Here is a 24534-nt window from a genome sequence, read left to right as displayed (position 1 = left end):
TATGTCTCGATCATTGCGCTCCGTGCGCCTTGCGCTTTATCCCGCTCGCTCATTTGTTCAGGGCTTCCTTAATGAATGATGTAAACAAGCGGAAAAAGAATGATCCACAACAGATCGACCATGTGCCAGAACGAAGCCCCGGTTTCCACCCCCACATAGTCATGCCTGCTATACCCGCCGCGCCGCGCCTTCAGAATGACGCAAGCCAGGATCACCATGCCCATCAGCACGTGCATGAAGTGGAAGAATGTCAGCGCCAGGTAGAACATGTAGAAGGTGTTGGTGCTGAGCGTGATGCCCGCCGCGAACTTGGCATGAAACTCCATCATCTTGATCGCAACAAACACCCCACCCAACAGCAGCGCGCCGATAAGCCAGTTCGCGCAACCCTGCGAAGCCCCCCGCCTGATCGCCGAAACCGCCCGCACCACGCAATAACTGCTCGTAATCAACGCCAACGTATTGATCGCCCCCGAAGTCCGGCTCAACGTAAGCTGGGACTCGTTGAACAACTCGACATTGTGGACGCGGGTAAAGGCATACACGACAAACAACACGCCGAAAGCCAGCATCTCGGCGAGGATGAAAATCCAGATAGCAAGGTCGCCCGGCAACGCACCATCAGCAGGCTGGGCTGGCTCTGGCTCAAACTGCTGTATAGCTAAGGTGCATAAGTTCATGAGAGGCTACTCGTTAATGATATGGCCTCATATTATGGGGGTTGGTGTTGCGAGTCCTTGATTTGCGTCAATTGGAGTTGGCGTGAGAATTGCGTTTAGCGTCGGTGATAACCGGGATGTCAGCCTAGCCGTCCGTTGCCGCAAGAAGCGACATGGCGTTGCCGTCGAACGGCAGGCCTTTGAATTGCCGGCTGGTCAGAACCAGATCTGGCCGATGGATTTCATCAGTGATGCTCTGGTCAATGGCCGGCACATCAAGGTTCTGACCACCGATTTCAGAATTTCCGGCCAATATGTGATGAGGATGATGGATCAGGCGGCGGTCCGGGGCTATCCCAAGGCCATCCGAACCGGGAAAGGCGCTAGACAAATGACTTACAAACATGGTGTTCTCTCGTCCTTATTCATCCACAGAACCTGTGGATAAGTTTGTGAACAAGCTCGTCATAAGTTTGTAACTCATTCTTGCAATTGCGCTTTTCCAAGCTAGATCAAAAATTAAACAATCCAATTTTATTATTTATTATCAATAACTTAATCAAATACCCAGGAATAACGGTAAATTTGCGTTAGAACTTAAAGTAAGTTCTCAAGTAGTGTGCACAACTTGTCTTGACAAGTGTGCGCGAAGGTCCGTGCATATTGCCTAAGAGGCTCTAAGAACTCGTTTTCTCGGTAAAACTTTTCATCCACGCAAGGCACGATTCGGCCGGTAACGGCTTGCTCAAGTGGAAGCCCTGGATTTCATCGCAGCGATGTTGAGCCAGGAATTCCAGTTGGGCTTCTGTTTCCACCCCTTCCGCGATCACGTTGAGTCGCAGTTCATGTGCCATGCTGATGATAGACCTCACCAGCGCCGCAGCATCCGGGTCGTTCGTCACGCTAAAAACAAATGACTGGTCGATCTTGACTGCAGTAACGGGAAACCGGCGCAGGTAGCTGAGAGACGAATAGCCCGTACCGAAATCATCGACGGCCAGACGTATTCCCATCCGTCGAAACTCATTGAGGATATCCAGCGTATTTTGCGATGCTTCGATGAAGATACTCTCGGTGAGTTCAAGCTCCAACTGCTGCGGATCGAAGCCGGTTTCGGCGAGGATACTCCCCACCACTTGTCCCAAGTCCTGCCGATCGAACTGCCTGGCGGAAAGATTGACGGCGATACGAAGCTGCGGCAGTCCTAATTCGGACCATTGAGTAGTCTGCTGGCACGCAGTCTTCAGGATCCATTCACCAATGGGAACGATCAGTCCGGTTTCTTCAAGGATAGGAATAAATTCACCGGGAGAGATGACGCCAAGCTTCGGATGCTGCCAACGCAGCAACACCTCCAACCCGATCAATTGTCCGGTCTTGAGATCGGCCTGGGGCTGGTAATACAGCAAGAACTCCTGCCGTTCCAGCGCCTGCCGTAATTGACTCTCCAGTTCCATCCTGCGCATAGCGGTTTCCGTCATGCTGCTGGTAAAGAATTCAAAACGATTCTTACCGGCATTTTTGGCACGGTACATGGCAGTATCTGCGTTCTTGAGCAGTAAATGCTCGTCCAGTCCGTCACGCGGGAACAAGCTGATACCGATACTCGCCGTGAGAAACAACTCGTATTCATCGACGGTGTAGAGTCGGGCAACGGCTTCGAGTATTTGCTGAGCCGTGACGGTAACCTCCTTTGGACGCTTGATATCGGTCATCAACACGGCGAACTCATCACCTCCCATGCGAGATACAGTATCGATTTCCCTCACACATCCCTTGAGACGTTCGCCCGTTTCTTTCAGCAGCATGTCGCCGATGTTATGTCCCAGGCTATCGTTGACGTTCTTGAAACGGTCGAGGTCGATGAACAGGACTGCCACCATATCTCCGTTGCGGCTCGCCTGAGCCAGCGCCAGACGCAGCCTATCCTGCAATAGCGAACGGTTGGGCAAGCCGGATACACCATCGTAGGAGGCCAGGTAACTCAGCATTTCGCCCTTTTGGATATTGCTCAGGGCATACCCGACATCACCTACCATTTCCTTCAACAGCTTGATCTCGTCCTGATCGAAGAACCCAGGCTCGGCTGAATACAAGGTGAATACGCTATCGATACGACCATCGACTTCAATAGGAAAAGCCGCAAGGGATCTGAATCCCTCGCGATCCGCCAAGGCTCGCCAATTCATCATCGCAAGGTCATTGCGAATATCGTTGCAGATGACGGGGCGCCCTTCTCGTAACGCCCGTGCCACAGGGCCCTGTCCATGCGGCGATTGGGGGTCGAGGGAAATTGCCAACGCATCGAGATATCCGTGTTCAACGCCCGATTGCTCCTTAGGTACGACGATGCCAGCTTCTGTATCGATTTGCCCGATCCAGGCCAGCTTGAAGCCACCGTCTTTGGTGGCAATGTCGCAAGCGGTTTTCAATAATGTCCTACGCTCGCCGATATGCACGATCGCCATATTGATGCCGCTCAGCACCGCATAGACCCGGTTCAGCCGCAGGATCCTCTCTTCCTGCATCTTGCGCTCGGTGATGTCCTCGATAATGCCATCCAACCGCAATGGCTGCCCTGCATCATCGCTGACCAGATGAGTGCGATCACGCAGCCACCTGATTTCACCGTCGCCGCGCAAGATGCGGTACACGATATCGGAACTGCCTTGGTGCAGCACAGTTTCGAGGCTGGCCAAGGCATTAGCACGGTCTTCGGGATAAACATTCTCCAGCCAGACATGGGAGGCGGCAGTGAGGATCTCCATGGGCTTACCGTACATCGTCTCGGCCGCACGATTAAGGAATAGCAACTCGTGGGGCGGCTTGGCCGAGGCTGAGTAGACCACGTCCTCCATGGACGCGAGGATGCTGTCGAGCTTTCCCTGAGTTTGCAGCAAGGCAGCGGTACGCTGTTCCACCAGGCGTTCAAGTTGGGTATGCAAGTGGGCTCGGTTGAGGGCAATATTGACCTGTTTGCCGATGCCGTTAGCGATCTTGAGCTCGTCTTCGTTGAACACCTTGCCGCCGTACCCGGACAGATTCATGATGCCCAGCATCTCATCCGGCGTACCGAGCGGAATGCTGACATGGGCAGCATGTTGAACCGGATCGAGCTGCTTGAGCCGTTCACAATCCAGGATATTGGTAGCTTCATTCAATTCGCCAGTCAGCAAACGCCGTTGGCAATGGCAGCCGTTTTCCGATACATGGCAGAACTCCGGCAGCATGATATGGCGCGCCCCCGCCAGGCGAAATCCCGCCTCTCCATCTCGCAGCCATATCCAGCATGCTTGTACGCCTGGCATTTCCAGCGCTTTTTCCACGGCATTCTCGACGACTTCCTGCTCGCTGGTCGCATGATTCAAACCGTCTGCAATCTGGTACAAGCCGTTCAGCGATTGATGGGAATGCTCGAGCCGCTGTTGCTGCTGCGTCAGCTCATCGTTCATGCGGATAGCTTCTTCGTAGATGGAAATCAGCAAATCGAGGATTTGCTGTCGTTCCACAGTAATGAAATGCCGCTGCCCCAGCAGGTAAATCTCAATCCCCATCTGCACCGCCTGCCCTTTACGCATACGCCGGTTCATCAGCAGGTAGTCAATATGAGATAACAGGTATTTTTCGTCGTAGGGCTTGCGGATAAAGTGATCCGCGCCGCATTCCAGCCCCTTCATCACATCGCGCACATCCGCCATGCCGGTCACCAGCATGACCGGGATATGAGCCGTATCGCTATTGCTCTTAACTGCCTTGCAAAGCTGATAGCCATCCATCTCTGGCATCATCACATCGCTGATGATGAGTTGCGGCGTGCCCCTGGCAAGCGCTTCCAAGGCAAGCTTTCCATTAGCCGCCGCCGTGACGTGATAGCCGTTCTGCTCTAGCAGGTAGCGGAGTTTTTGAGCTTGCGTCGGACTATCCTCGGCAAGCAGGATTTCCGTCGGCGGGTTGTTGTTCGTGTTCTGCATCATGTCACTCCCTCTTTGCCATGGCTAAGGCTTTCGCTATATACAAGCGCAGCTAATGCCGCAGCGATTTTTTCCGGGGAAAGCACCTGGCTTGCCGCACCCAGCCTGACCGCTTCCCCCGGCATTCCATAAACGACCGAACTCGATTGATCCTGGGCAACAGTCAGCGCACCGCGGTCTTTCATGCTGCCAAGCTCCGCCGCCCCGTCCTGGCCCATTCCGGTCAACAACACGCCCACTGCATGGGCGCCATAGGCTTCCGCCACAGAACGAAACAGACACGACACAGAAGGGACGTGTCCATGCTCGGCCTCGCTATCGATCAAAACCACTCGCCCTTGCCGGCTCACCGTCATGTGCTTGCCGTCCGGGGCGAGATAGATGCAGCCGGGAAGAATCGACTCTCCATCCTCGGCAAGCCTGCAAGGAAATCCGGAAGCTCCGGACAGCCATTCAGCAAACCCGCCTACAAATCCCTCGGTAATGTGCTGCACGGCAACGATGGGGATGGGATAAGGCTTGGGAAGTTGGGAAAGAATTTGCCGCAGCACCAGCGGGCCTCCGGTAGAAGCACCTATCGCGATTAATTTGATATCGCGCTGAACGCTAACATCGACATGTGGTTCCGTCATCGACTTAGCCTGTGGATGGCTTCCCCAGCGCCGCACTACCTTGACCTCGGACATGAGCTTGACCGTCTGCATCAACGCCCGGATGCATTCCGCCTGATCCGCCAAATGAAAATTGGCAGGCCGCCTGACGACGGCGACTGCCCCCGCTTCCAACGCAGCCAGGGGCGACCGGAGTTCGTCCTCGGACAAGCTGCCGGTCACGATGACGATGGGCACCGGATTGGTTTCCATGATGGCCCTCGCCGCGGCATAGCCATCCATTCGCGGCATATGAATGTCCATCGTCACGACATCCGGCTTTTTATTTTTGACCGCCGCCACGGCTTCTTCTCCATTAGCGGCCGTACCGACGACCTGAAATCCTGGGTCTGAGGCGAACAGGTAGGCCAGGAACTCCCTTACCGTAGGCGAATCGTCCACCACCAAGACCTTGATGGGAGATTTATGGCCGGTACTGCGCGCTTGGGCGTTCATGACAACGGCACCAACTGAGCAATCGTCCCAAGCAAATCGCTTTGCTCGAAGCTTCTTTTGACGATATAGGCATTGGCCCCGGCCGTCATACCGCGCTGCCTATCCTGCTGCGACTCCAGGCTTGTGACGAGCACGACCGGGATATGGGCAAAACGACTATCGCGACGAATGCGCTCGGTTAGGTCAATGCCATCCATGTGAGGCATTTCGACATCTGTCACGACAATGTCGAAATGCCCGCCCTTGAGCTTTTCCCAGGCATCCGCGCCATCCACGGCTGTCGTCACCTGGTAACCACCCATTTCCAGCAAGCTCTGCAACACGCTGCGTGCAGTGATCGAGTCTTCCGCTACCAGCACACGTTTAGGTGCGGCAGGAGGTGATTGGGCGGGCTGAAATTTATGCTGTATCACTGGCATGGGATGCAAAGCCGATTTCAATAAATCAGGTACATGCAGGATGGGCACGACTTTTCCCGAGCCCAGGATCGTCGCAGCTTCAATGTTGGGCACGCGCACCAGCTGTTTGCCCAGGCTTTTCACCAACACCTCCTGCTCGTGCAGGACAGCATCGACGGAAAATGCGATTTTTTTATCCCCCTCACCCAGTACGACGGCCTTGACGAAATCGTCATCGATCGCCGGCGTATCCAGCCCCAAGGTCACAGCGAGGCTGATGATGGGGACGGCGTCACCGTCGATGCGCAGGGTTTGCATTCCTTCCAGGAATTCGACGTCAGTTCTAGGAACGCGCACTGAACGTTGCACATGCCGCGTCGGCAACACGAAGCAATGCGGTCCTACGTTGACGAGGATGCCGCGATAATTGGCCAAGGTATTGGGGAGTTGCAAGCGAAAACGGGTGCCGACATCGAGACGAGACTCGACTTGCAGGCTTCCGCCCAGTTTTTCGACCTTTTCGCGTACGATGGCTAGGCCTAAACCGCGTCCGGAGACCGCCGTCACCACCGGGCTGGTAGTCAAGCCGGATAGAAACAACAAGTCCAGCGCCTGCTCGTCCGTCATTTTTTCCAGCAACGCCTGGTCAATCAATCCGAGTCGGCTGACGGCGGATTTCACCTGGTCGACATTCACCCCGCCGCCGTCGTCCTGGATACAAATTTCGACGCGTTCTCCGCCAAGAGGCGAAAGCACCAGGCTAATATTCCCCCGCTTGGGCTTACCTTTTCCCGTTCGCAGGCTGGGCAACTCGATGCCGTGATCTACACTGTTGCGCAGCAGGTGCACAAGCGCATCCTTGATCTCCTCGAGAATACGGCGATCGACCTGCAATTCTCCTCCACGCATCTGAAAGTCGATTTCTTTCCCCTGCCCGCGGGCCAAATCGCGCACCAGCTTGGGAAAGCTTTCCAGCAATACCGAAAACGGCATCAGCAACGCAGACTTCATGTCGTCGAGCAAATCGCCCGTCATCCGGCCCAAAGCACGCAAGTCCAATTCAGCCGCTTTATCGAGTCGCGCGACGTCCTGCAATAACTGCTTCATGAAAGCCGTGTGATCCTGCAGCAACTCGCGCCATCCCGGTTCACGATGATCTTCAGCCTGCAATCCGGGATAGCGTCCGCTGAGATTGCTCCACGTCTTGTTCCAGGCATCGACCTGGATTCGTAGCGCCGAGAGTTCCTGTTTGCGGTGCTGCGCCATCAGCTTGGCGGCAAGCATTTCCTCGGCCTTGAGAAACACAGCATCGAGTTTTTCGGCCGAAATACGCAGGGTTGGAGACAACACGCGAGGAGCAGCTGTAGCCTCGACGGGCCTGTTCTGCGGGAGGACGGAATCGACGGATACACTTTCGGTCGCAGAAACAGATGCAGATGGGATTCCGGTCTCGGCCTCCAGCAATGTGCCAATGCGATCCACCGAAACGTGCAATTGATCGAGTATCTGCGGCGTTAGGGACGACTCCTTGCGCTTGAGAGAGGCGAACGTTGATTCGATCTGATGGCAAACATTCTGAATCTCGGGATAACCCACCGAAGCCGCAGCCCCCTTCAGACTATGCGCTTCGCGAAATATCGTTTCGATCCATTGCGCACGCAACGTCTCGTCGCCGGGTTCTTCCAGCGCTGTCAACCCAGCGTAGATTTGCGCCAGGTGCTCTTGCGCCTCGACTCGGAAAGTCGCCTTGAGGCGTTCGAGAAAATCGCTTTCCTTTTCCGGCATAGCCGCCTCTTCAAGCCTGCTCGACCAAGCGCTTGAGCTTGAGGCCGAGCTCGTGCAATTGATGGGCTACACGCTCGGTTTGACGCGTGCTATCGACATTCTGCGTGCTGGCATCGCCGATACTGCGGATGGCCATGACCGCCTGATCGATCCCTACCAACTGCTGCTGTGCCGATACCGCGATTTGCGTCGCCGCCTCCGTAGCTTGTTCGATGCTGGATGAGAGGTGGGTAATGGCATCACCGGCCTGACGCGACAACGCCATGCCGGACTCCACAGCACGGCTGCCCTGCTCTGTTGCGGCAACGGCCGCCTGGGTGGCATTCTGGTTCTCGCGCAAAATCTGTCGTACCTGCGTAGTAGCCGCCTTGGATTGTTCGGCCAGGCTCTTGATTTCCTGCGCCACGACGGAAAACCCCTTGCCGTGCTCGCCAGCCTTGGCGGCCTCGATGGCGGCATTGACCGCAAGCACGTTGGACTGCTCGGCGAGATCGTTCACGGTATTGATGATGTCGGCGATAGATTGTCCATGCTCCAGCAAGCGGGCCGTGCTCTGGGCGATGGATATCATTTGAGCGTGGATGCGCTGCATAGAGTCGATGGATTCAAGGACTGCCTCGCGCCCGTGCTGGGAGATTTCCGACGACTGGTTAGCGGTATCGGAAACCTGACGCGCCTTGTTAGCAGCCAGGATAGCGGTCTGCTTGACCTCCTCCACCGTCGAGGTCGTCTGATTAACAGCAGTAGCCGTTTCTACCGAGGTTGCCGTCAGCTGACTGACTGCCGTCAAGATGTCGTTGGTGGAAGAAGACAGCACATCCACCATGGCCTGCATTTCCTGCATCAATTCGCGCAGCCCTTGTTCAGCCCGCTTGCGCTCGGTAATGTCGATAATACTGACCAGCACCAAGGTATCGTCATCGCCCTGGATGGCATTGAGCCCGATTTCTACAGGAAACTCACTGCCGTCCCGGCGCAGCCCGAACAAGTCTCGCCCTGCACCCATGGGACGGTCGCTGGGATGCGCGAAATAAGATGCCCGATACCCCCCGTGCATGCTCCTGAACCGCTGCGGGACCAGGATATCGACGGATTGCCCAACCATCTCTTCACGCGCAAAACCGAACAGTTTTTCGGCTTGGGCATTCACCATCAGCATGCGCCCATCGCGCCCCACCACGATGATTGCATTAGGCGCGGCTTCGACCACACGACGGAATCGCTCCTCGGCGCGTTTGCGCTCGGTAATATCGATGATGCTTGCCAGCACGCGGCCTTCGGGGTCGTCGGCTATGGGATTGAGCCCGATTTCCACGGGAAACTCCGTGCCGTCTCGCCGCAGCCCGAACAAGTCACGCCCCGCCCCCATGGATCGGACGCTGGGATTGCCGAAAAAAGCCATGCGGTGCGCGGGATGCGCTGCCCTGAATCGCACCGGCACCAAGACTTCCACTGGTTGGCCGATCAATTCCTCGCGTGGATAGCGGAACATCTTCTCGGTCTGGGCGTTGACGAGGGTAATTCGGCCGTCTCGCCCGGCCAGCACGATGGCATTAGGCGACGATTCGACGATTTGCCGGAACAACGCCCGCTCGCGGCCATGCCCGAAAATATCGGTCCGAAACCAATGCTTGATGCGGTTCATATGCCCTCCCGGGTTAAACCCTGTAGCGCTCGACTAGCTGCTTCAATCGAATCCCCAGTTCGTGCAGTCCCTGGGCCGCTGCTTCGGCCTGTCGCGTGCCGGCGAGATTCTGGGCACTCGCCCGGCGAATATTGTTCATGGCCTGGGCGACTTGATCCATGCCCACCAATTGCTGTTGGCTGGATGCGGCAATCTGCATCGCGGCCTGGGCTGATTGCGTAATACTGTCCTCCAGGGCATGTATGGCATGACCTGCCTCTACCGATTGACGCGAGCCGTCTTCCACCACGCGAGCGTTGATCTCTGTCGCCTTGACCGCCGCCCCGGTTGCTTTCTGAATATCACCCAGCATGGCCCTCACCTGGCTTGCCGCTTGTTTGGACTGCTCCGCGAGGCTCTTGATTTCCTGCGCCACGACGGAGAATCCCTTGCCGTACTCGCCCGCTTTCGAGGCTTCGATGGCAGCATTGACGGCCAGTACGTTGGATTGCTCCGCCAAGTCGTTGACAAGGGCGATCATCTCGCCGATGGCGAGGCTTTGTTCGCTCAATCGGGCGATGCTCTCGGCAGTTGCCGTGGTCTGCTCGCGGATGCGGCTCATGCCGTCCACGACATCTTCTACGGCCTGTCGCCCTGAGCGTGAAACCTCGGTGGTGCGTTGTGCTTCCTCCGATACCTGGTGGGCTTTCTGGCTGGATACCAGCACAGTCTGCTTGACTTCCTCGACCGTGGTCGTGGTTTGGCTGACTGCCGTGGCAGTTTCCGCGGCGCCAGATGCGACTTGGGCAGTGGTTGCCATGATTTCGGAAGACGAAGACGTCAGGACGTTCAAGCCTTCGCGAATCTCCTGCGTCAGCCGGCGTAGATGTTCGTTCATTGCGGCGAAGGCATGGCCCAATTGGTCTTTTTCAGATTGGACATGCACCGGTTGGGTCAAATCGCCCTGCGCAATCGACTGCGCAGTTTGCGCCATTTGCCGAAGTGATTTGAGCATGTGCTGATTGGCTTGCATGAGCGAACCGATCTCGTCGCTTCGGTCCGCTAGTTCAACATCCATCGACAGGTCGCCTGATGCGATATGTTCGGCGACCAAGGTAGCATTCTTGAGCGGTTGTGCAATATGGCGTGAAAGCAGATAGGCCGCACCGAAGACGATCATGCCTGCCACAACAGTGCCGTAGATCACCCAAAGCAAGGCATTGCGTGCGCTCTTATCGGCCTCTACGGTGCGCACGCCGAGCAATTCGTTCTCGGTGTTGGCCATTTCGTTCAGCAACGCGCGAACATCGTCCATGACAGCCCGGCCGTCTCCGGCCAACATGCGGTCGCGGGCCGCGGTAAACCCTTTGTCGCGTCGCAATTCGACCGTCGCCTTGACCACCCCCAGCTTCTGGGCGACCAACGGCCCCAGTTTGTCCAGACGCTGCTGCTGCACGGGGTTATCCGTCGTAAGGCGGCGCAACGTTTGCTGGATACGATCGATCTCAGGCAAAGCGGCGCGGTACGGTCCGAGATATTGCTCATCGCCGGTGATGACATAGCCGCGCTGGCCGGTCTCCGCATCCTGGAGCTTTACCAGCAGCTGATCGAGCTGCGCGAGCACACTATAGGTATGCTCCCGCCAATGCGCCGCCTCAGTCAGTTTTATCGTGCTGTGGTACGAGGTATTACCGACCACCACCAGCACGAGCAATATGGACATGAAACCCATCCACAGCTTGACCCCGATCGATATTTTCAAGGTTGTTCTCCCGTTGTTCACTTCCTTGGCAAGCAGCGCTATCCACGCCCATTATTCAGCGCTCATTCCATTCCCTGGTTTACGACGATGCGTCCATCACAAAGTAATTTCTGGCCATCCAGCAGCAACACGCCGTCTCGCGTAATGCCCAGGAAATACTCCTGCCGCAATCCCGAAGGCGCGGCAAGCGGCGGCTGCAATTCACGGGCTGCATCTGTCTCAAGCACCGCATCGGCCAGCACGCCGAACTCCATTTCGTCGTGACTCAGTACGATGACCTTGTTCAGATCGGACAAGCCACCCTCAGGCAAGCCCAAGTATTGCCTGAGATCGATTACCGACAATACTTGCCCGCGCACATTCATGAGGCCGGCGACGAATGCAGGTACGCAGGGCAGCGGGGTCAATGCCTTGAGCGGGACGACCTCTCTTACGAACCGGCTTTCGATCCCGAATGTCTCAAACGCCAGGCGGAACATGAGATACAAAACAGCCGGTGTTTCATCCTGGTGAGTCAACGGTTGTGCCAGCGCTCGGGCACGTTGTTCGAGAATTCGCTGATTTCTCTCCAAGTCCGTCAATGACTCATCAAAGGCTTCGCTCATGAGGATGCTTCCGCCGTTGAAAGAAAACTTTCCACCATGTGTTTGAGCCGCAAGGCGGTCAAGCCGTCCGAGCCGACAGGCACGATGTCCGGTTCAATCTGTTGCAATTGTTCAAGCGCTGCCCGTAAATGGCGCACTGACGAAGCATGGTCCAATTCCTGCCGATAGAGCCGCCCCAACATGACGTGGGCCATGACAAAGGCGGAATCGAGTTGAAGGAGATGTTCCAGTGCTGCAACGGCAGCAGCGGGCTGGCCCTGTTCCAGTAACAGCGTGGCGAGCAGGTAATGCCATTCAGGGTTACTGGGCGCGCTATCGACCAGACGTCGACAATGGATCAAGGCTTCATTCACCCGGCCCTGGTTGGCAAGCTCGACGATTGTTCGGTGGGATTCATCCGGATCAATGTCACGGCCTGGCCGCCGCTTGAGTCGATGTGTAACGACATGAAGAGGTTGCGGCACATCCATGCCCTTGTGGACGACATCAAACTCATGATCAGACTTGCGGTGGACCACCTGCCCCCGCATTTGCAGGGGATCGAGACCATACCCGGAAATCAGCGACGCTTCTGCCGGCGTCGCCAGCAGATAACCATCGTCCTTAAGCGCATGGGCCAGTCGACGCCCGGCATCATGCGCCGCCTCCGGCGTGAAATACATCAGCACATTGCGACACAGGATCAGGTCGGCGGCACCATGCAGCAAGGGTGCTGCACGGTCGGCGAGATTAAAATAGGAAAACCGAACCCGCTCGCGAATGTGCTTATGGATTGAGAAATCACCCTCCTGGCGCCGATCGAAATAGTATTCGCGCAATCCCGGAGGTGGATTGCGGAACGACCAGGCACCGTATACGCCCGTCTCGGCTTTTTCCAAGGCCTGCGGATTAACGTCCATGCCGAGGACCAAGGCATCCCAAGCCTCAGTCGGAGGTAGTATTTGATCGAGCAGGATAGCGAGGGAGTACGCCTCCTCCCCTGTCGAGCAGCCCATGCTCCACAGACGGATGCGACGTTCACTGCGCCGCTGCGTCATGATGAATGGCAAGAGTTCATGACGCAGCAGATCGAACAGCCCCGGCTCGCGGAAAAAATAGGTTTCGCCGATGGTGAGATGGGTGGCTAGTTGCTGGATGCGTGGCTTGTCGAGTGGCGAGGAAAGCAACTTAAGCAAGAAATCCTCATCGCGTTCATAACCTTGGGCCAGCGCCAGCTTTTCGATGCCTCGCTGCAAATCGGGGATGCGTTCGGACGAAAAGTGTAATCCAAGATGCAATGCCAGCTGGTGCCGCAATGCGTCGATGAGGCCAAGATCGTGGCAATCCGTGTTCATATCCATGCCAAGTTCATATTGCATCATGTTCATAGTCACGCATGGCCAGATCGAGTTGAGCCGTCTCCTCCAGTGACAACAGCTTTTCCAGGTCCTGGATCAGGATCAGCCCCTGCCTTGTGCTTACAACGCCGGTGAGATAGGCCAGAGCAGGCATCAGGTGTTCGGCTGGATGGAGTGCAGCGGCATCAGGAGCAAAGACCTCTCCCAACGCGTCAGCGACCAAGACCACTGGCCGTTGAGGCGTGCGAGCTACGATAAAACAATCGGTGGGCGACAAAGCCTTATCAGGGAGAGAGAATCGACGCCTCAAGCTGACAACGGGAAGAACCGCGCCGCGGATATCGAGGATACCCAGTACCGCATGAGGGGGATCAGGCAAGGAAGTAAGTGCGGCTGCGCGGTAGGTTTTTTCTACCGCGTCTATATCAATTCCACAGGTCCAGTCATCGATCTTGAACGTCAGAAGCATGCGCCGGCTCAAGCCTCTCTTGAATGTGTATCAGCCGAACTGAAATCCTCCCCCGGCAAGATTCAGTGCGACATGACAGTCATTACCCCATGATGCTATTGAATTGTGACAACTTTGATTACGGAGCAGACCTATCAGATTTGATAGGTAGACAACGAAACTCAGCTTTTGTGGCGAAGAAAGTGAAGAAAATCAGAAGAGAAGGAAGAAAGCTAGCTGCGTAGTTTGGCAGCATGGCCCAACAATGCTGCGCCAAGAATGCCTGCGTGATCGCCGCCCTGGCTGATGCCGACAGAAACGCGCTGACGTAACACCGGGATGAGATCCTGCTGAAGTCGAGTATGGAAGGCTTCCTGCATAAGGCTCCATGCCAGGCTCATGCCGCCGCCGATCACCACATGCTGGGCATCCAACACCTTGAGAATGCTCGCCAAGCCCTGAGCCAGTGCTTCTGCCGCACGACGGTAAGCCGCGAGAGCATGGGCGTCACCTAACTCGGCCTGACGCGCGACGAACGCCGCATCGCCCTCATGCCGTCCCGACAACTCACGGTAGCTCAGCACCACGCCGCTTGCCGAGGCGTATTGTTCCAGACAGCCGCGATTGCCGCAGCCGCATTGGCGACCGTCTGGCTCGACGATGATATGACCGACTTCCATTGCGACGCCGTGGAAGCCGGGAAACGGCTTGCCGTCGAGGATGAAACCGCCGCCGACACCAGTTCCAAGTCCTAGGTATACCAAGCTGCGTACATCCAAACCGCCCAACACATATTCGCCGTAGGCCGCAGCCAAAGCATCGTTCTCGACAATGACCGGCAGGCCGAACATTTGAGACAAAGGGCCGCTGATGTCGACGTTCAGCAATCCAGGCAGGTTGGGCGACTGCGCGACTTGCTGGGTCGTCGGATCGATAAATCCTGGGAAACCGATGCCGACCGCATTCACCTGCGGATACTGGTCGAGCGCCATGCGGATGCCAGTGGCCAGTGCCTCGATGATGGCCACCAAGGCTTGCTCGGCTGGCAGCTCACGACACATCCTGGAAAAATCGGCCTGCACGCGGTGTTCCCAAGCCAGGCCGGAACCGTTGACGACACCGACGCGCAAATTGGTGCCACCAACATCGATGCCCACGACATGGGCATCGTCGCGACTTAGAATATTTTCCAGGTTGAATTCAGCCAGCATGCTTTAGAACAGTTCCTTAGAACACTTCCAGGGCGATTCTCAATGCCGAAAACTCCGAAATATCCCAGGTCAGCACCACCGTCACGGCCTGCATGATTTTCTCGAAGCCGGCCTCCGACTGCGACACGCTGAAATGCGGCCACGACTGGAAAGCGGCCGGCTGGCTGCAAGAGAGCGCGAGCTTGCCGCCCAGCACTTCATCGTCTAGCCAGATATGGGTGAGGTCGTTGATGTGCTGCGCTTGACCGAAGCCGCCGATGATGTCCTCACCCAATCGGAATCTGCCCGCTGGGCCATCGCAACTCGGCATGGCGAGATTGATTTCGACCGTGAACAAACCCTGAGCGTTGCGCCCGAAATCGTAATCCACGAACAAACTGTTGTCCTTGAGAGCGATCTTCTTGCCGACGGCGATTTCGTCCAACTCCGACTTGAATGCCAGGCCAGGCTTGCGCGTTGCAACCGGCTGATAGCACAACTGTACGGTATCGGCCGCACTATCGTGCTCGCGCCATTTATCGATGAATAAGGCCTTGGGATGGTTATCGGTGGCCAAATCCTCGGCACCGATGACATGCTTGAAGCTGACCCGCTCGTGCGGATTGGCGATCCCTTCGCCCTGATGCTGGTGGTCGTTGCCGGCGTCGACCTTGCGGTGGTAATGCTCGGTCTGACGCATCAGCGTATCGCCGAAGTTGTGCCTGAGGCGATAGGCGTCGAATTCGCAAATGGCCGCCGTGCCGTCCATGCGCACCACTGCCTGGAGATCGGCGTTGTGCAGGAAGATTTCATCCTGTCCATCCAGGTCAAGATCGACCGAGATTTTTTCCGGACGCGGATCAACTTTATCCAGCATGCCTTCCAGCGCCACGATGGCGTTATAGACCGCCCGGCGCAGGTGAGGCAGATAAAGACCGCCGAACAAACCGTGCCAGTAGGCATCGTTGGCTTGCGCCTCGTACAACTGGTCGAGCATTGCCGGCGTCTTCTTGGCATCAGGCAAGGCGTGATAACGCTGCGACAAGGACAGCATGCGCTTGTGCATCCAGTTGGACTCAGGAAAGCGCATGAAAAAGTTGCGCCAGATACCGCCGCGCACGAAAGGCTTGCTGACTTCCCAACGCCCTTCCCGCTTCTCGCGGTCCACCATGTCGGCGTAGTGATGCGCAGCCGGCACCGGCAGCGTCCACTCGTTCATTTCGCTGTAGGAGGCCGTGGGCAGGTACACCACCCCCTTGGTGCGAGCCTTCGCGTGGTAGTCACAATAACGCATGGGCTTGATGATGTCCGATGCCAGCACACCCTCGATGAAATCCTTGAGCCAACCGCGTTCGTACACCCAGTGATAGGTTTCCGGCCAGATGCCGAATTTTTCGATATCGTCGAAATAGACGGCGGCGGCCTGCCCGCTCTCGTCCGCCATACTCTCCAGGTAGCTCACCACCTCATTCGCCGGAGCGAACGGCACTCTGTAGCGGAGAGGCTCGGAAATCGGGTAGAGATCGAGCTTGCGGCCATCTTCCTCTGTCGTATAGAAACCGTTCAGTTCGCCATCCTGCTTGCCGGTGCACATGAAGTGGTAGTCATCCACGGTGACATACTTGACCCCGGCATCAGCCAGCGCCGGCACCACGGTGGATTCCCATACGCGCTCGGTGAGCCAGGCGCCGCTCGGCGCTTGGCCAAAATGTTTCTTCAGGTAACCGGAAAGCATCTTGATCTGGCCTACGCGGTCGCGAGAGGGAATCGCTGCCAAAACAGGTTCTGTATATCCGGCGCCGAACAACTCCGCCTGGCCGCGCGCCACCATTTCTTTCAGCAATTGCAGGTCTTGCGGGTAATGCTGGAGCAGGTAATCCAGCAGCCAGCCGCTGCTGTGCAGTGAGAAATGGAAATCTGGGTACTTGTACAGCACACGCAGGAAAGGGCCGTAACAACGCATGTGGGCGTCGTCCAGCACGTGTTTGAAATTGCCCACCGGCTGGTGGGCATGGACGCCTAGAAGCAAGGCAACGGATATGGTCATGGTAGCCCTTTTATTCTTGCCCGCGACGCATCGTGCCGCCGGCTTCCGCATTGCCTCCGCCCGCGCTGATCACCTTGCCTAGCGCAGCGGGAATGGGAAGTTTCAATAAACGATAAAGGTTGGACAAATTGCGCCGGAAAAGCAGGTCGAAACTGGCCACGCTGTGCGACGGGTTATAGTCGCCAAACCACCAGAACCAATCCGAACCTTCGCAATCTGCCAACTGTTGTTCGGCCGCATGTTTTTCTTCTTCATTGAGCAAGCCGTCTGCCATTACCCGGTCGAAGCTTTGCTTGGCTTCGCATAGCAAATCCCACGCCCGGTTTTTGGCTGGATCGCCGATCCACGTGCTGAAAGTGCCGTAGACCCAACTGCCGGCGACAACGCCAGGCAGGTTTTCACTGACAATTTCAGGCACATGCATCATGGCTGTTGCCGTACCCTGGCTGGCGGCGGGCGTCACCATTTGCGTGATTTCGCTGAACGTCGCCATCTCGATATCGGTATGTGCAGCAACGGCATCGTATAGCTCGCTCAAGAAATAGTAGCCGTTATAGGGGTAGTACTCCCAGGCGTTTTCTCCGTCGAGAATGATGCTGACAACCGGCGATGATCCCTCGGGATGCCGATGCAATATCTGTTCCAGCTCATGTACAAAATCGTTGACCGCATCGCGGCCGTACCACTTGGAATATTCAAATCCGATCTTGTCTGATAGTCGGTCGTCGCGGAAGAACATGGTCAAGGCGTTCTGCCCGTCGGAAACGCGATAAGGCTTGTACAAGTGATATTTATCGGGCGATAAAGCCTGGTCACCATAGGCATGACGGAGGCTGTTGGCCAGTACGCCCTCGCCTGTCGCTCCCCATTGGAAACCTTGTTTCGCAAGTAGCATGAGCGCAGCTTGAGACACGCCGCCTTCGGCTGGCCAAACCCCTTTGGGCGCCTGACCGAAACGTTCGCGGTGCGAGGAAATAGCCGATTCAATATGGCGTTTTGAACGCGTCAATCCTCCCGGATACCGTGTGGATTCTGGCAAGGGCATGTCGGAAGCGGCTTCCCGCGCACTGTTGAAATCCAGCAACAACGGCAGGATGGGATGGTAATGCGGCGTGGTCGAAATCTCGATCTGGCCGTTTTCGACCAACTTGCGATAGCGCCCAATCAATCCGGTCATGATCTCGCCGATGAGGTCGAACAAGGCGTAACGCTCTTGAGGGGTGTAGTCGTAACCCTTGGCCATGAGCCGTGCCACCAGTTCCGAAGTACGCCGAATGCTTTCACCGATCCACGACAGGTGATACCACACCAGCAAATCGGCGAGGTACTGCCCGGATAGATAGGCGAAGACATCTTCGTTCTCATGCTGCAACGTGCGATAGATGTTGAACAACCGATTGAAATGCGGAAACGGCGTCAACATAGTGGCGTGATTGCAGCGGAAGCAGCTATCCAAAATCAGCTTGCGCTGTTCCGGCGTGACCGTGTTGTGGTCAGGCAGCTTCAATAGCGCCAGCAAGGGATCGCGCATGTTCCCGGACTTGAACTGGAGCACGTAATCCTCGAGTTGGTCCAGCAGCACGGGCACGAAATTGAAGCAGCCCTTGGCGTCCGGATTCTTCTCGAAGTGGTACGCCATGTCGGTGTAGTCCTTCATGGCGTGCAAATAAGTCCACGGCAACACGAACTCGCCGCTCATGAAATCGCGGTAATCCGGCTGGTGCATGTGCCAGTAGAGGCAGAGATAAAGCTTGCGGGGTTGGGACATAGATTTCACGCTGAGATGCCGGGTACTGCCGAAAAATAAAAGTTAACGCCGCGTGCTCGATCGACGCGACGTTAACTTAGCAATTACCTTGCCTGGTGGATGCTTTGCCCCAGCATGTCGGGGGTCACCAGTGTGATGCCCTTTTCAGAAACATAGAAACGCTTGCGGTCTTCATCCGGGTTGACGCCGATCTGCATGCCGTCCGGGATCTTGCAACCTTTGTCGATCACCGCACGCTTGATCGTCACATAGCGGCCGATATCGACCTTGGGCAGGATGACAGAGTCTTCGATCAGGCTATAGCTGTTAACGCGCACATCCGAAAACAGCAGAGAACGCTTCACGCAGGAGCCGCTGATGATGCATCCGCCCGAAACCAGTGCATCGACCGCCTTGCCTCGACGATCTTCCTCATCGAACACGAACTTGGCGGGCGGCAACTGTTCCTGATAGGTCCAGATCGGCCATTCGCGGTCATACATGTTGAGGTCAGGCACCACCTTGGTCAGCTCCATGTTGGCTTCCCAATAGGCATCAATGGTTCCAACATCTCGCCAGTAGTACTTGTCGTCCTGGCTGTTGACCGCGCTATCAGAGAACCGATGCGCGAACACGCGGTATTTCTTGATCAGGTAAGGAATAATGTCGTGACCGAAATCGTGCGTCGAATTCGGATCGTCGGCATCGCGGATCAACTGTTCATAGAGGAACGCGGCATTGAAGACGTAGATGCCCATGCTCGCCATGGCTTGCGTCGGATCGCCGGGGATGGGATCGGGGTCGGACGGCTTTTCGCGGAACTGGATGATGCGATCGTTCTCGTCCACGCCCATCACGCCGAATGACTTGGCTTCTTCGATCGGCACGTTGATGCAAGCCACCGTCATGTCGGCCTTGTTGCGCACGTGCACCGCCAGCATCTGGCCGTAGTCCATCTTGTAGATGTGGTCGCCGGCGAGGATGAGGACATATTCCGGCCCCATGACCCGCAGGATGTCGAGATTCTGGAACACGGCATCGGCCGTACCCTTGTACCACTCTTCCTCGACGCGCTGCTGTGCCGGCAGCAATTCCACGAACTCGTTGAACTCGCCCCGCAGGAAGCCCCAGCCGCGCTGGATGTGCTGAATCAGGCTGTGGGCCTTGTACTGCGTCACCACGCCGATGCGGCGGATACCGGAGTTCATGCAGTTGGAAAGCGGAAAATCGATGATGCGGAATTTTCCGCCGAAAGGGACGGCGGGCTTGGCACGCCAATCGGTCAAGGCTTTGAGACGAGAACCTCTGCCTCCGGCAAGAATCAATGCCACGGTGTTTTTGGTGAGGGCACTGACAAAGCGCGTTGAAGTCGAATCTGGCTTCGATTCCTGCTGCATTTTTACCTCTCCTGATTTATAGTTTGCGTTTGAACGCATGGCGCTAGTCCGCAAGCCTTGTAGCGGCGCGCTTGCAGCCATTATAGACAGGTTGAAAAGATAAAACCAACACCCGGAAACCGGCTTTCAACCTTTTCACTTGGGCCTAATCAATGGCAACAAAAACAAAGCACGATCCGCAACTGAACCTGATCCTGGAAGCCCGGCACCACAATCCATTCGCCTGGCTGGGGTTGCATCAGGATCACGGTCAAGCCGTGTTGCGGACGTTCCTACCCCACGCTGGCCGGGTTTGGGTGAAAATCGGCGAAGCATGGGAAGAAATCCCCCGCAGCCATCCTGACGGTCTCTACCTCTGGAAGGGCGCATCCCTGCCCACTCCCACACCGTTGCGCTGGGAACAAGACGGCAAGCTACACCAAGCCTGGGATGTCTACACCTTTCCTCCCATGCTGTCGGAGCACGACCTTTACCTCTTCAATGAAGGCAAGTTGCGTCAGGCTTATCGCATGCTGGGTGCGCATATCGTCGAACACTGCGGAGTGCGCGGTACGCGTTTCGCCGTGTGGGCGCCCAATGCGGAACGCGTCAGCGTCATCGGCGACTTCAACCGCTGGGATGGCCGCGTCAATCCGATGCGCGCTCACGGTTCCAGCGGCGTCTGGGAAATTTTCATCCCTGGGTTAGAAGCCGGGCATCTATACAAGTTCGAGATACGCAATCGCCAAACCGGACACATCCTGGTCAAGACAGACCCCTACGGTGCAAGCTTCGAAATGCGTCCGGGCACGGCTTCACGCATCACTGCGCCTGACACCTACACCTGGAACGACCAAGGCTGGATGCAGGACCGTGCCAAGTCCGATTGGCTGCATGCGCCGTTCAACATCTACGAAATCCATGCCGGCTCCTGGCACCGCGGCGCCAACAACAGCTTTTTGCACTTTCGAGAGCTGGCAGACACCTTGGTACCCTACGTCAAAGACATGGGCTACACCCACGTCGAACTCATGCCGGTCAGCGAGCATCCGTTGGACGAATCCTGGGGCTACCAGACCACCGGTTACTACGGCGTGACCAGCCGCTTCGGCACACCGGACGATTTCCGCTACTTTATCGACACCTGCCACCAAGCAGGTATCGGAGTCATTCTCGACTGGGTACCGGCGCATTTCCCCAAAGACAGCTGGGCGCTGGCGCGTTTCGACGGCACAGCACTCTACGAACACGAAGACCCTCGCCTGGGCGAACACCAGGATTGGGGCACGTATATCTTCAACTACGGCCGCAATGAAGTCCGCAATTTCCTGGTAGCCAACGCGCATTACTGGCTCAATGAATTCCACATCGACGGCCTGCGCGTCGATGCCGTGGCTTCCATGCTGTACCTGGATTATTCGCGCAAGCACGGCGAATGGCTGCCCAACAAGTTCGGCGGGCGAGAGAATCTGGACGCTATCCAGTTCATGAAAGAACTCAACATGATGGCGCACGAGGAATTCCCGGGCGCCTTGACCATTGCCGAGGAATCGACCGCGTGGCCCATGATCTCCAGACCGGTTTATCTCGGCGGCTTGGGCTTCTCGATGAAATGGAACATGGGCTGGATGAACGATACGCTGTCGTACATTAAGCAAGACCCCGTGTATCGCCGTTACAACCATAACCAGCTCACCTTCGGCCAGTTGTATGCCTATAGCGAAAACTTCGTGCTGCCGTTTTCGCATGACGAGGTTGTGCATGGCAAACGTTCGTTACTTGATAAAATGCCTGGCGATGCATGGCAGAAATTCGCCAACCTGCGCCTGTTGCTGACCTACCAGATGACTTATCCGGGCAAGAAACTCAACTTCATGGGTAACGAATTCGGACAAGGCCGTGAATGGGCTGTGGGCGGTTCACTGGATTGGAGCCTGCTAGACACCGAGTGGCATAAAGGGATACAAAACCTGTCGCGCGACTTGGGACACCTGTACAAGAACACCAAAGCGTTGCACGAACTCGATTTTCAGCCGGAAGGCTTTGCCTGGATCGACTGCCACGATGCCGACCAGTCCATCGTTAGCTATTTAAGGCGAGCCCGGGACGGCAGTTACGTCATCATTATTTTGAATTTCACGCCTGTTGAGCGCCGGGGGTATCGCATTGGCGCGCCAGATAGTGGAAAATACTGCGAAATTTTCAACAGCAACGCCGGTATTTTCGGAGGAAGTAATACCGGCAACGGTTCGGGGCTGGAAGCAGAACCGACCGCGTGGATGGGATTTCCACAATCGCTCGTTGTCACAGTGCCGCCGTTAGCAGGCATTATTATTAAACATAATCAATAACCTAATTTATGTCACAACTGACCCAATCGCCAGCATGGCAAGCATTGCTGTCGCATCAGCAAGAGATTGCGCCGCTGCATATGCGCGACCTGTTCGCGGCCGACCCGGCCCGGTTCGACAAATTCTCCCTGCAGTTCAACGACATTCTTCTCGACTATTCCAAGAACCGTATCACCGAGCAGACCTTGTCAAAATTGTTCGCCCTCGCTCGCGACCGCAAGGTCGAATCATGGCGAGATCGCATGTTTTCCGGGGAAAAAATCAATTTCACCGAAAGCCGTGCGGTACTGCATACCGCCCTGCGTAACAAATCCGACCGGCCGGTACTGGTCGACGGCAAGGATGTGATGCCGGAAGTCCGGCGCGTCTTGGCACAGATGCGCAGCTTTACCGAACGAGTCCGCAGCGGTGAATGGAAGGGCTATACCGGCAAGAAAATCACCGATGTGGTGAATATCGGTATCGGCGGCTCCGACCTCGGTCCCTTTATGGTGTGCAGCGCGCTCCGCCCCTATAGTCGGCCCGACTTGCTCGCGCATTTCGTATCGAATATCGATGGCGCGCAGCTCGCCAACATCCTGGAAAAGTGTAACCCGGAAACCACGCTGTTCATCGTGGCCTCCAAGACTTTCACCACCCAGGAAACCCTGACCAATGCCAAATCGGCACGTGCCTGGTTCCTCAAGGCTGCGCAGGATGAAAGCCATATCGCCAAGCATTTCGTCGCGTTGTCCACCAATGCAACAGAAGTAGCGAAGTTCGGCATCGATACTGCCAACATGTTCGAGTTTTGGGACTGGGTGGGCGGCCGTTATTCATTGTGGTCTGCCATTGGTCTTTCCATTGCCCTGCACGTGGGTATGGACAACTTCGAGGAATTGCAGCAAGGCGCGTTCGACATGGACGAGCATTTCCGTTCCGCCCCGCTTGAGAAAAACCTGCCCGTCGTCCTCGGTCTGCTAGGCGTTTGGTACAGCAACTTCTTCAACGCACAAACCCACGCCATCCTGCCCTACGATCAATCGCTGTGCCGCTTTGCTGCTTATTTCCAGCAAGGCGATATGGAAAGCAATGGTAAGTTCGTCGACCGCGATGGTTTCCGTGTCGATTACGACACCGGTCCGATTATCTGGGGTGAGCCCGGCACCAACGGCCAGCACGCGTTTTATCAGTTGATCCACCAAGGTACGCGCCTGGTGCCCTGCGATTTCATCATTCCGATGCAAACACACTACCCAATCGGCGACCATCACAAGATCCTGCTATCCAACTTCTTCGCTCAAACCCAGGCCTTGATGATCGGCAAGACCAAGGAGCAGGCTCGTACAGAACTCGAAGCTGCCGGCTTGAGCGGTGCGGAATTGGAAACGCTGCTGCCGCACAAGGTGTTCGAAGGCAATCGCCCGACCAACTCCATCATGTTCGAAAAGCTCACGCCGAGAACGCTGGGCTCGCTGATCGCGCTCTACGAACACAAGATTTTCGTACAGGGCGTTATCTGGAACATTAATTCGTTCGACCAATGGGGTGTGGAACTAGGCAAGCAATTGGCCAATGCCATGCTGCCCAAGCTGTTCGACAAGACACCGGCAACAGCTCACGACGCCTCGACCAACGGCTTGATCAATCACTATAAGCAACACTGTTTGTAAGAGACACACGAACAAAAAAGGCCGGGATTTCCCGGCCTTTTTTGTTCATGCTTATCCGACGCGTTATTAACGATCGTTGAAAAACGCGATATTCATGCAGCGATCGTTGACGAAGGTCAGTTCCACGGTCTTGTAGGTATGCTTGTCGTCGTAGCGCACCAGGTTCTGGTAGTACCACATTTCCACCTTGGCACCGCTACCAGAAGTATCCAAAGGACGACCCAGAGTTGCTTCCGCATCAGACGGCTTGCTAGCTTGCGCCGTGCGTGCCGGCTTACCAACCGCTTCGGTCACCTGCTTGGTGGATTTATGGCTAAACAGACTGATGAACTGATCTTCATTAAAGGTTTTGGACTTTGCAGCTTTGGCAGCCTTGTCGGCGGCAAAGGCTTGCAACGGAGCGACCGAAGCCAATACTGCAGAGGCCAGGCACAGGGCAACTAGGGACTTCTTTACAAACATGAACAATCCTTTAC

General features: G+C 56.2%; 17 protein-coding genes. 2 read left to right on the top strand and 15 right to left on the bottom strand.

Annotated features, from left to right (window positions below; translation table 11 throughout):
- Positions 1 to 68: 68 nt before the first annotated feature.
- The 14 genes from NMK_RS02995 to glgC all read right to left on the bottom strand — a co-directional run bounded on the left by NMK_RS02995 (position 69) and on the right by glgC (position 20076).
- Complete coding sequence (locus tag NMK_RS02995) at positions 69 to 680, bottom strand: cytochrome c oxidase subunit 3 family protein (protein ID WP_109014271.1); 612 nt, start codon at positions 678 to 680, stop codon at positions 69 to 71.
- 124 nt (positions 681 to 804) lie between these two features.
- Positions 805 to 1065: a hypothetical protein gene (locus tag NMK_RS19015; RefSeq protein WP_146187124.1), complete on the bottom strand. Its 261-nt coding sequence runs from the start codon at positions 1063 to 1065 to the stop codon at positions 805 to 807.
- A gap of 271 nt (positions 1066 to 1336) precedes the next feature.
- The gene (locus NMK_RS02985; protein ID WP_109014269.1) at positions 1337 to 4633 is read right to left on the bottom strand and encodes an EAL domain-containing protein; all 3297 of its coding nucleotides are present in this window, start codon (positions 4631 to 4633) and stop codon (positions 1337 to 1339) included.
- Positions 4630 to 5736 carry a chemotaxis-specific protein-glutamate methyltransferase CheB gene (cheB, locus tag NMK_RS02980; RefSeq protein ID WP_109014268.1) on the bottom strand — a complete coding sequence of 369 codons (1107 nt, stop codon included), beginning with the start codon at positions 5734 to 5736 and terminating at the stop codon, positions 4630 to 4632. Before cheB ends, NMK_RS02985 begins: the two co-directional genes overlap by 4 nt.
- Positions 5733 to 7919 carry a hybrid sensor histidine kinase/response regulator gene (locus tag NMK_RS02975; RefSeq protein ID WP_109014267.1) on the bottom strand — a complete coding sequence of 729 codons (2187 nt, stop codon included), beginning with the start codon at positions 7917 to 7919 and terminating at the stop codon, positions 5733 to 5735. Before NMK_RS02975 ends, cheB begins: the two co-directional genes overlap by 4 nt.
- Before the next feature lie 10 nt (positions 7920 to 7929).
- On the bottom strand, positions 7930 to 9564 hold the full coding sequence (locus NMK_RS02970) for a methyl-accepting chemotaxis protein (RefSeq protein ID WP_109014266.1): 1635 nt from the start codon (positions 9562 to 9564) through the stop codon (positions 7930 to 7932).
- A gap of 13 nt (positions 9565 to 9577) precedes the next feature.
- Positions 9578 to 11305, bottom strand: coding sequence for a methyl-accepting chemotaxis protein (locus NMK_RS02965; protein WP_109014265.1), 1728 nt, complete (start codon positions 11303 to 11305; stop codon positions 9578 to 9580).
- Between the two features lie 62 nt (positions 11306 to 11367).
- The gene (locus tag NMK_RS02960; protein WP_109014264.1) at positions 11368 to 11910 is read right to left on the bottom strand and encodes a chemotaxis protein CheW; all 543 of its coding nucleotides are present in this window, start codon (positions 11908 to 11910) and stop codon (positions 11368 to 11370) included.
- Positions 11907 to 13250 carry a CheR family methyltransferase gene (locus tag NMK_RS02955; protein WP_181376149.1) on the bottom strand — a complete coding sequence of 448 codons (1344 nt, stop codon included), beginning with the start codon at positions 13248 to 13250 and terminating at the stop codon, positions 11907 to 11909. The genes NMK_RS02960 and NMK_RS02955 overlap by 4 nt, the downstream gene beginning before the upstream one ends.
- A 7-nt stretch (positions 13251 to 13257) precedes the next feature.
- Entirely contained in the window at positions 13258 to 13716 is a 459-nt protein-coding gene (locus tag NMK_RS02950; RefSeq protein ID WP_109014262.1) for a chemotaxis protein CheW, read from the bottom strand.
- Positions 13717 to 13928: 212 nt separating this feature from the next.
- Entirely contained in the window at positions 13929 to 14906 is a 978-nt protein-coding gene (locus tag NMK_RS02945; RefSeq protein ID WP_109014261.1) for an ROK family protein, read from the bottom strand.
- Positions 14907 to 14922: 16 nt separating this feature from the next.
- Entirely contained in the window at positions 14923 to 16932 is a 2010-nt protein-coding gene (locus tag NMK_RS02940; protein ID WP_109014393.1) for an alpha-amylase/4-alpha-glucanotransferase domain-containing protein, read from the bottom strand.
- A 10-nt stretch (positions 16933 to 16942) separates the two neighbouring features.
- Entirely contained in the window at positions 16943 to 18700 is a 1758-nt protein-coding gene (locus NMK_RS02935; RefSeq protein ID WP_109014260.1) for a glycoside hydrolase family 57 protein, read from the bottom strand.
- 83 nt (positions 18701 to 18783) lie between these two features.
- On the bottom strand, positions 18784 to 20076 hold the full coding sequence (gene glgC / locus NMK_RS02930) for a glucose-1-phosphate adenylyltransferase (protein ID WP_109014259.1): 1293 nt from the start codon (positions 20074 to 20076) through the stop codon (positions 18784 to 18786).
- Positions 20077 to 20228: 152 nt separating this feature from the next.
- Here glgC and glgB point away from each other — a divergent pair, with 152 nt between their 5' ends.
- Together glgB and pgi are read left to right on the top strand one after the other, a co-directional pair.
- A complete protein-coding gene (glgB, locus tag NMK_RS02925; RefSeq protein ID WP_109014258.1) occupies positions 20229 to 22406 on the top strand; it encodes a 1,4-alpha-glucan branching protein GlgB in 2178 nt (725 codons plus the stop codon).
- Between the two features lie 8 nt (positions 22407 to 22414).
- Positions 22415 to 24058 carry a glucose-6-phosphate isomerase gene (gene pgi, locus NMK_RS02920; RefSeq protein WP_109014257.1) on the top strand — a complete coding sequence of 548 codons (1644 nt, stop codon included), beginning with the start codon at positions 22415 to 22417 and terminating at the stop codon, positions 24056 to 24058.
- A gap of 66 nt (positions 24059 to 24124) precedes the next feature.
- On the opposite strand, the gene NMK_RS02915 is transcribed toward pgi, so the two are convergent.
- A complete protein-coding gene (locus tag NMK_RS02915) occupies positions 24125 to 24520 on the bottom strand; it encodes a hypothetical protein (RefSeq protein ID WP_181376148.1) in 396 nt (131 codons plus the stop codon).
- Positions 24521 to 24534: the final 14 nt, after the last annotated feature.

This window comes from Novimethylophilus kurashikiensis (assembly GCF_003112435.1).
In the GTDB taxonomy this organism is placed as follows: Bacteria; Pseudomonadota; Gammaproteobacteria; order Burkholderiales; family Methylophilaceae; genus Novimethylophilus; species Novimethylophilus kurashikiensis.
Note: the sequence above shows the minus strand (reverse complement) of the source record. Positions and strands in the feature narration are given on the sequence as shown.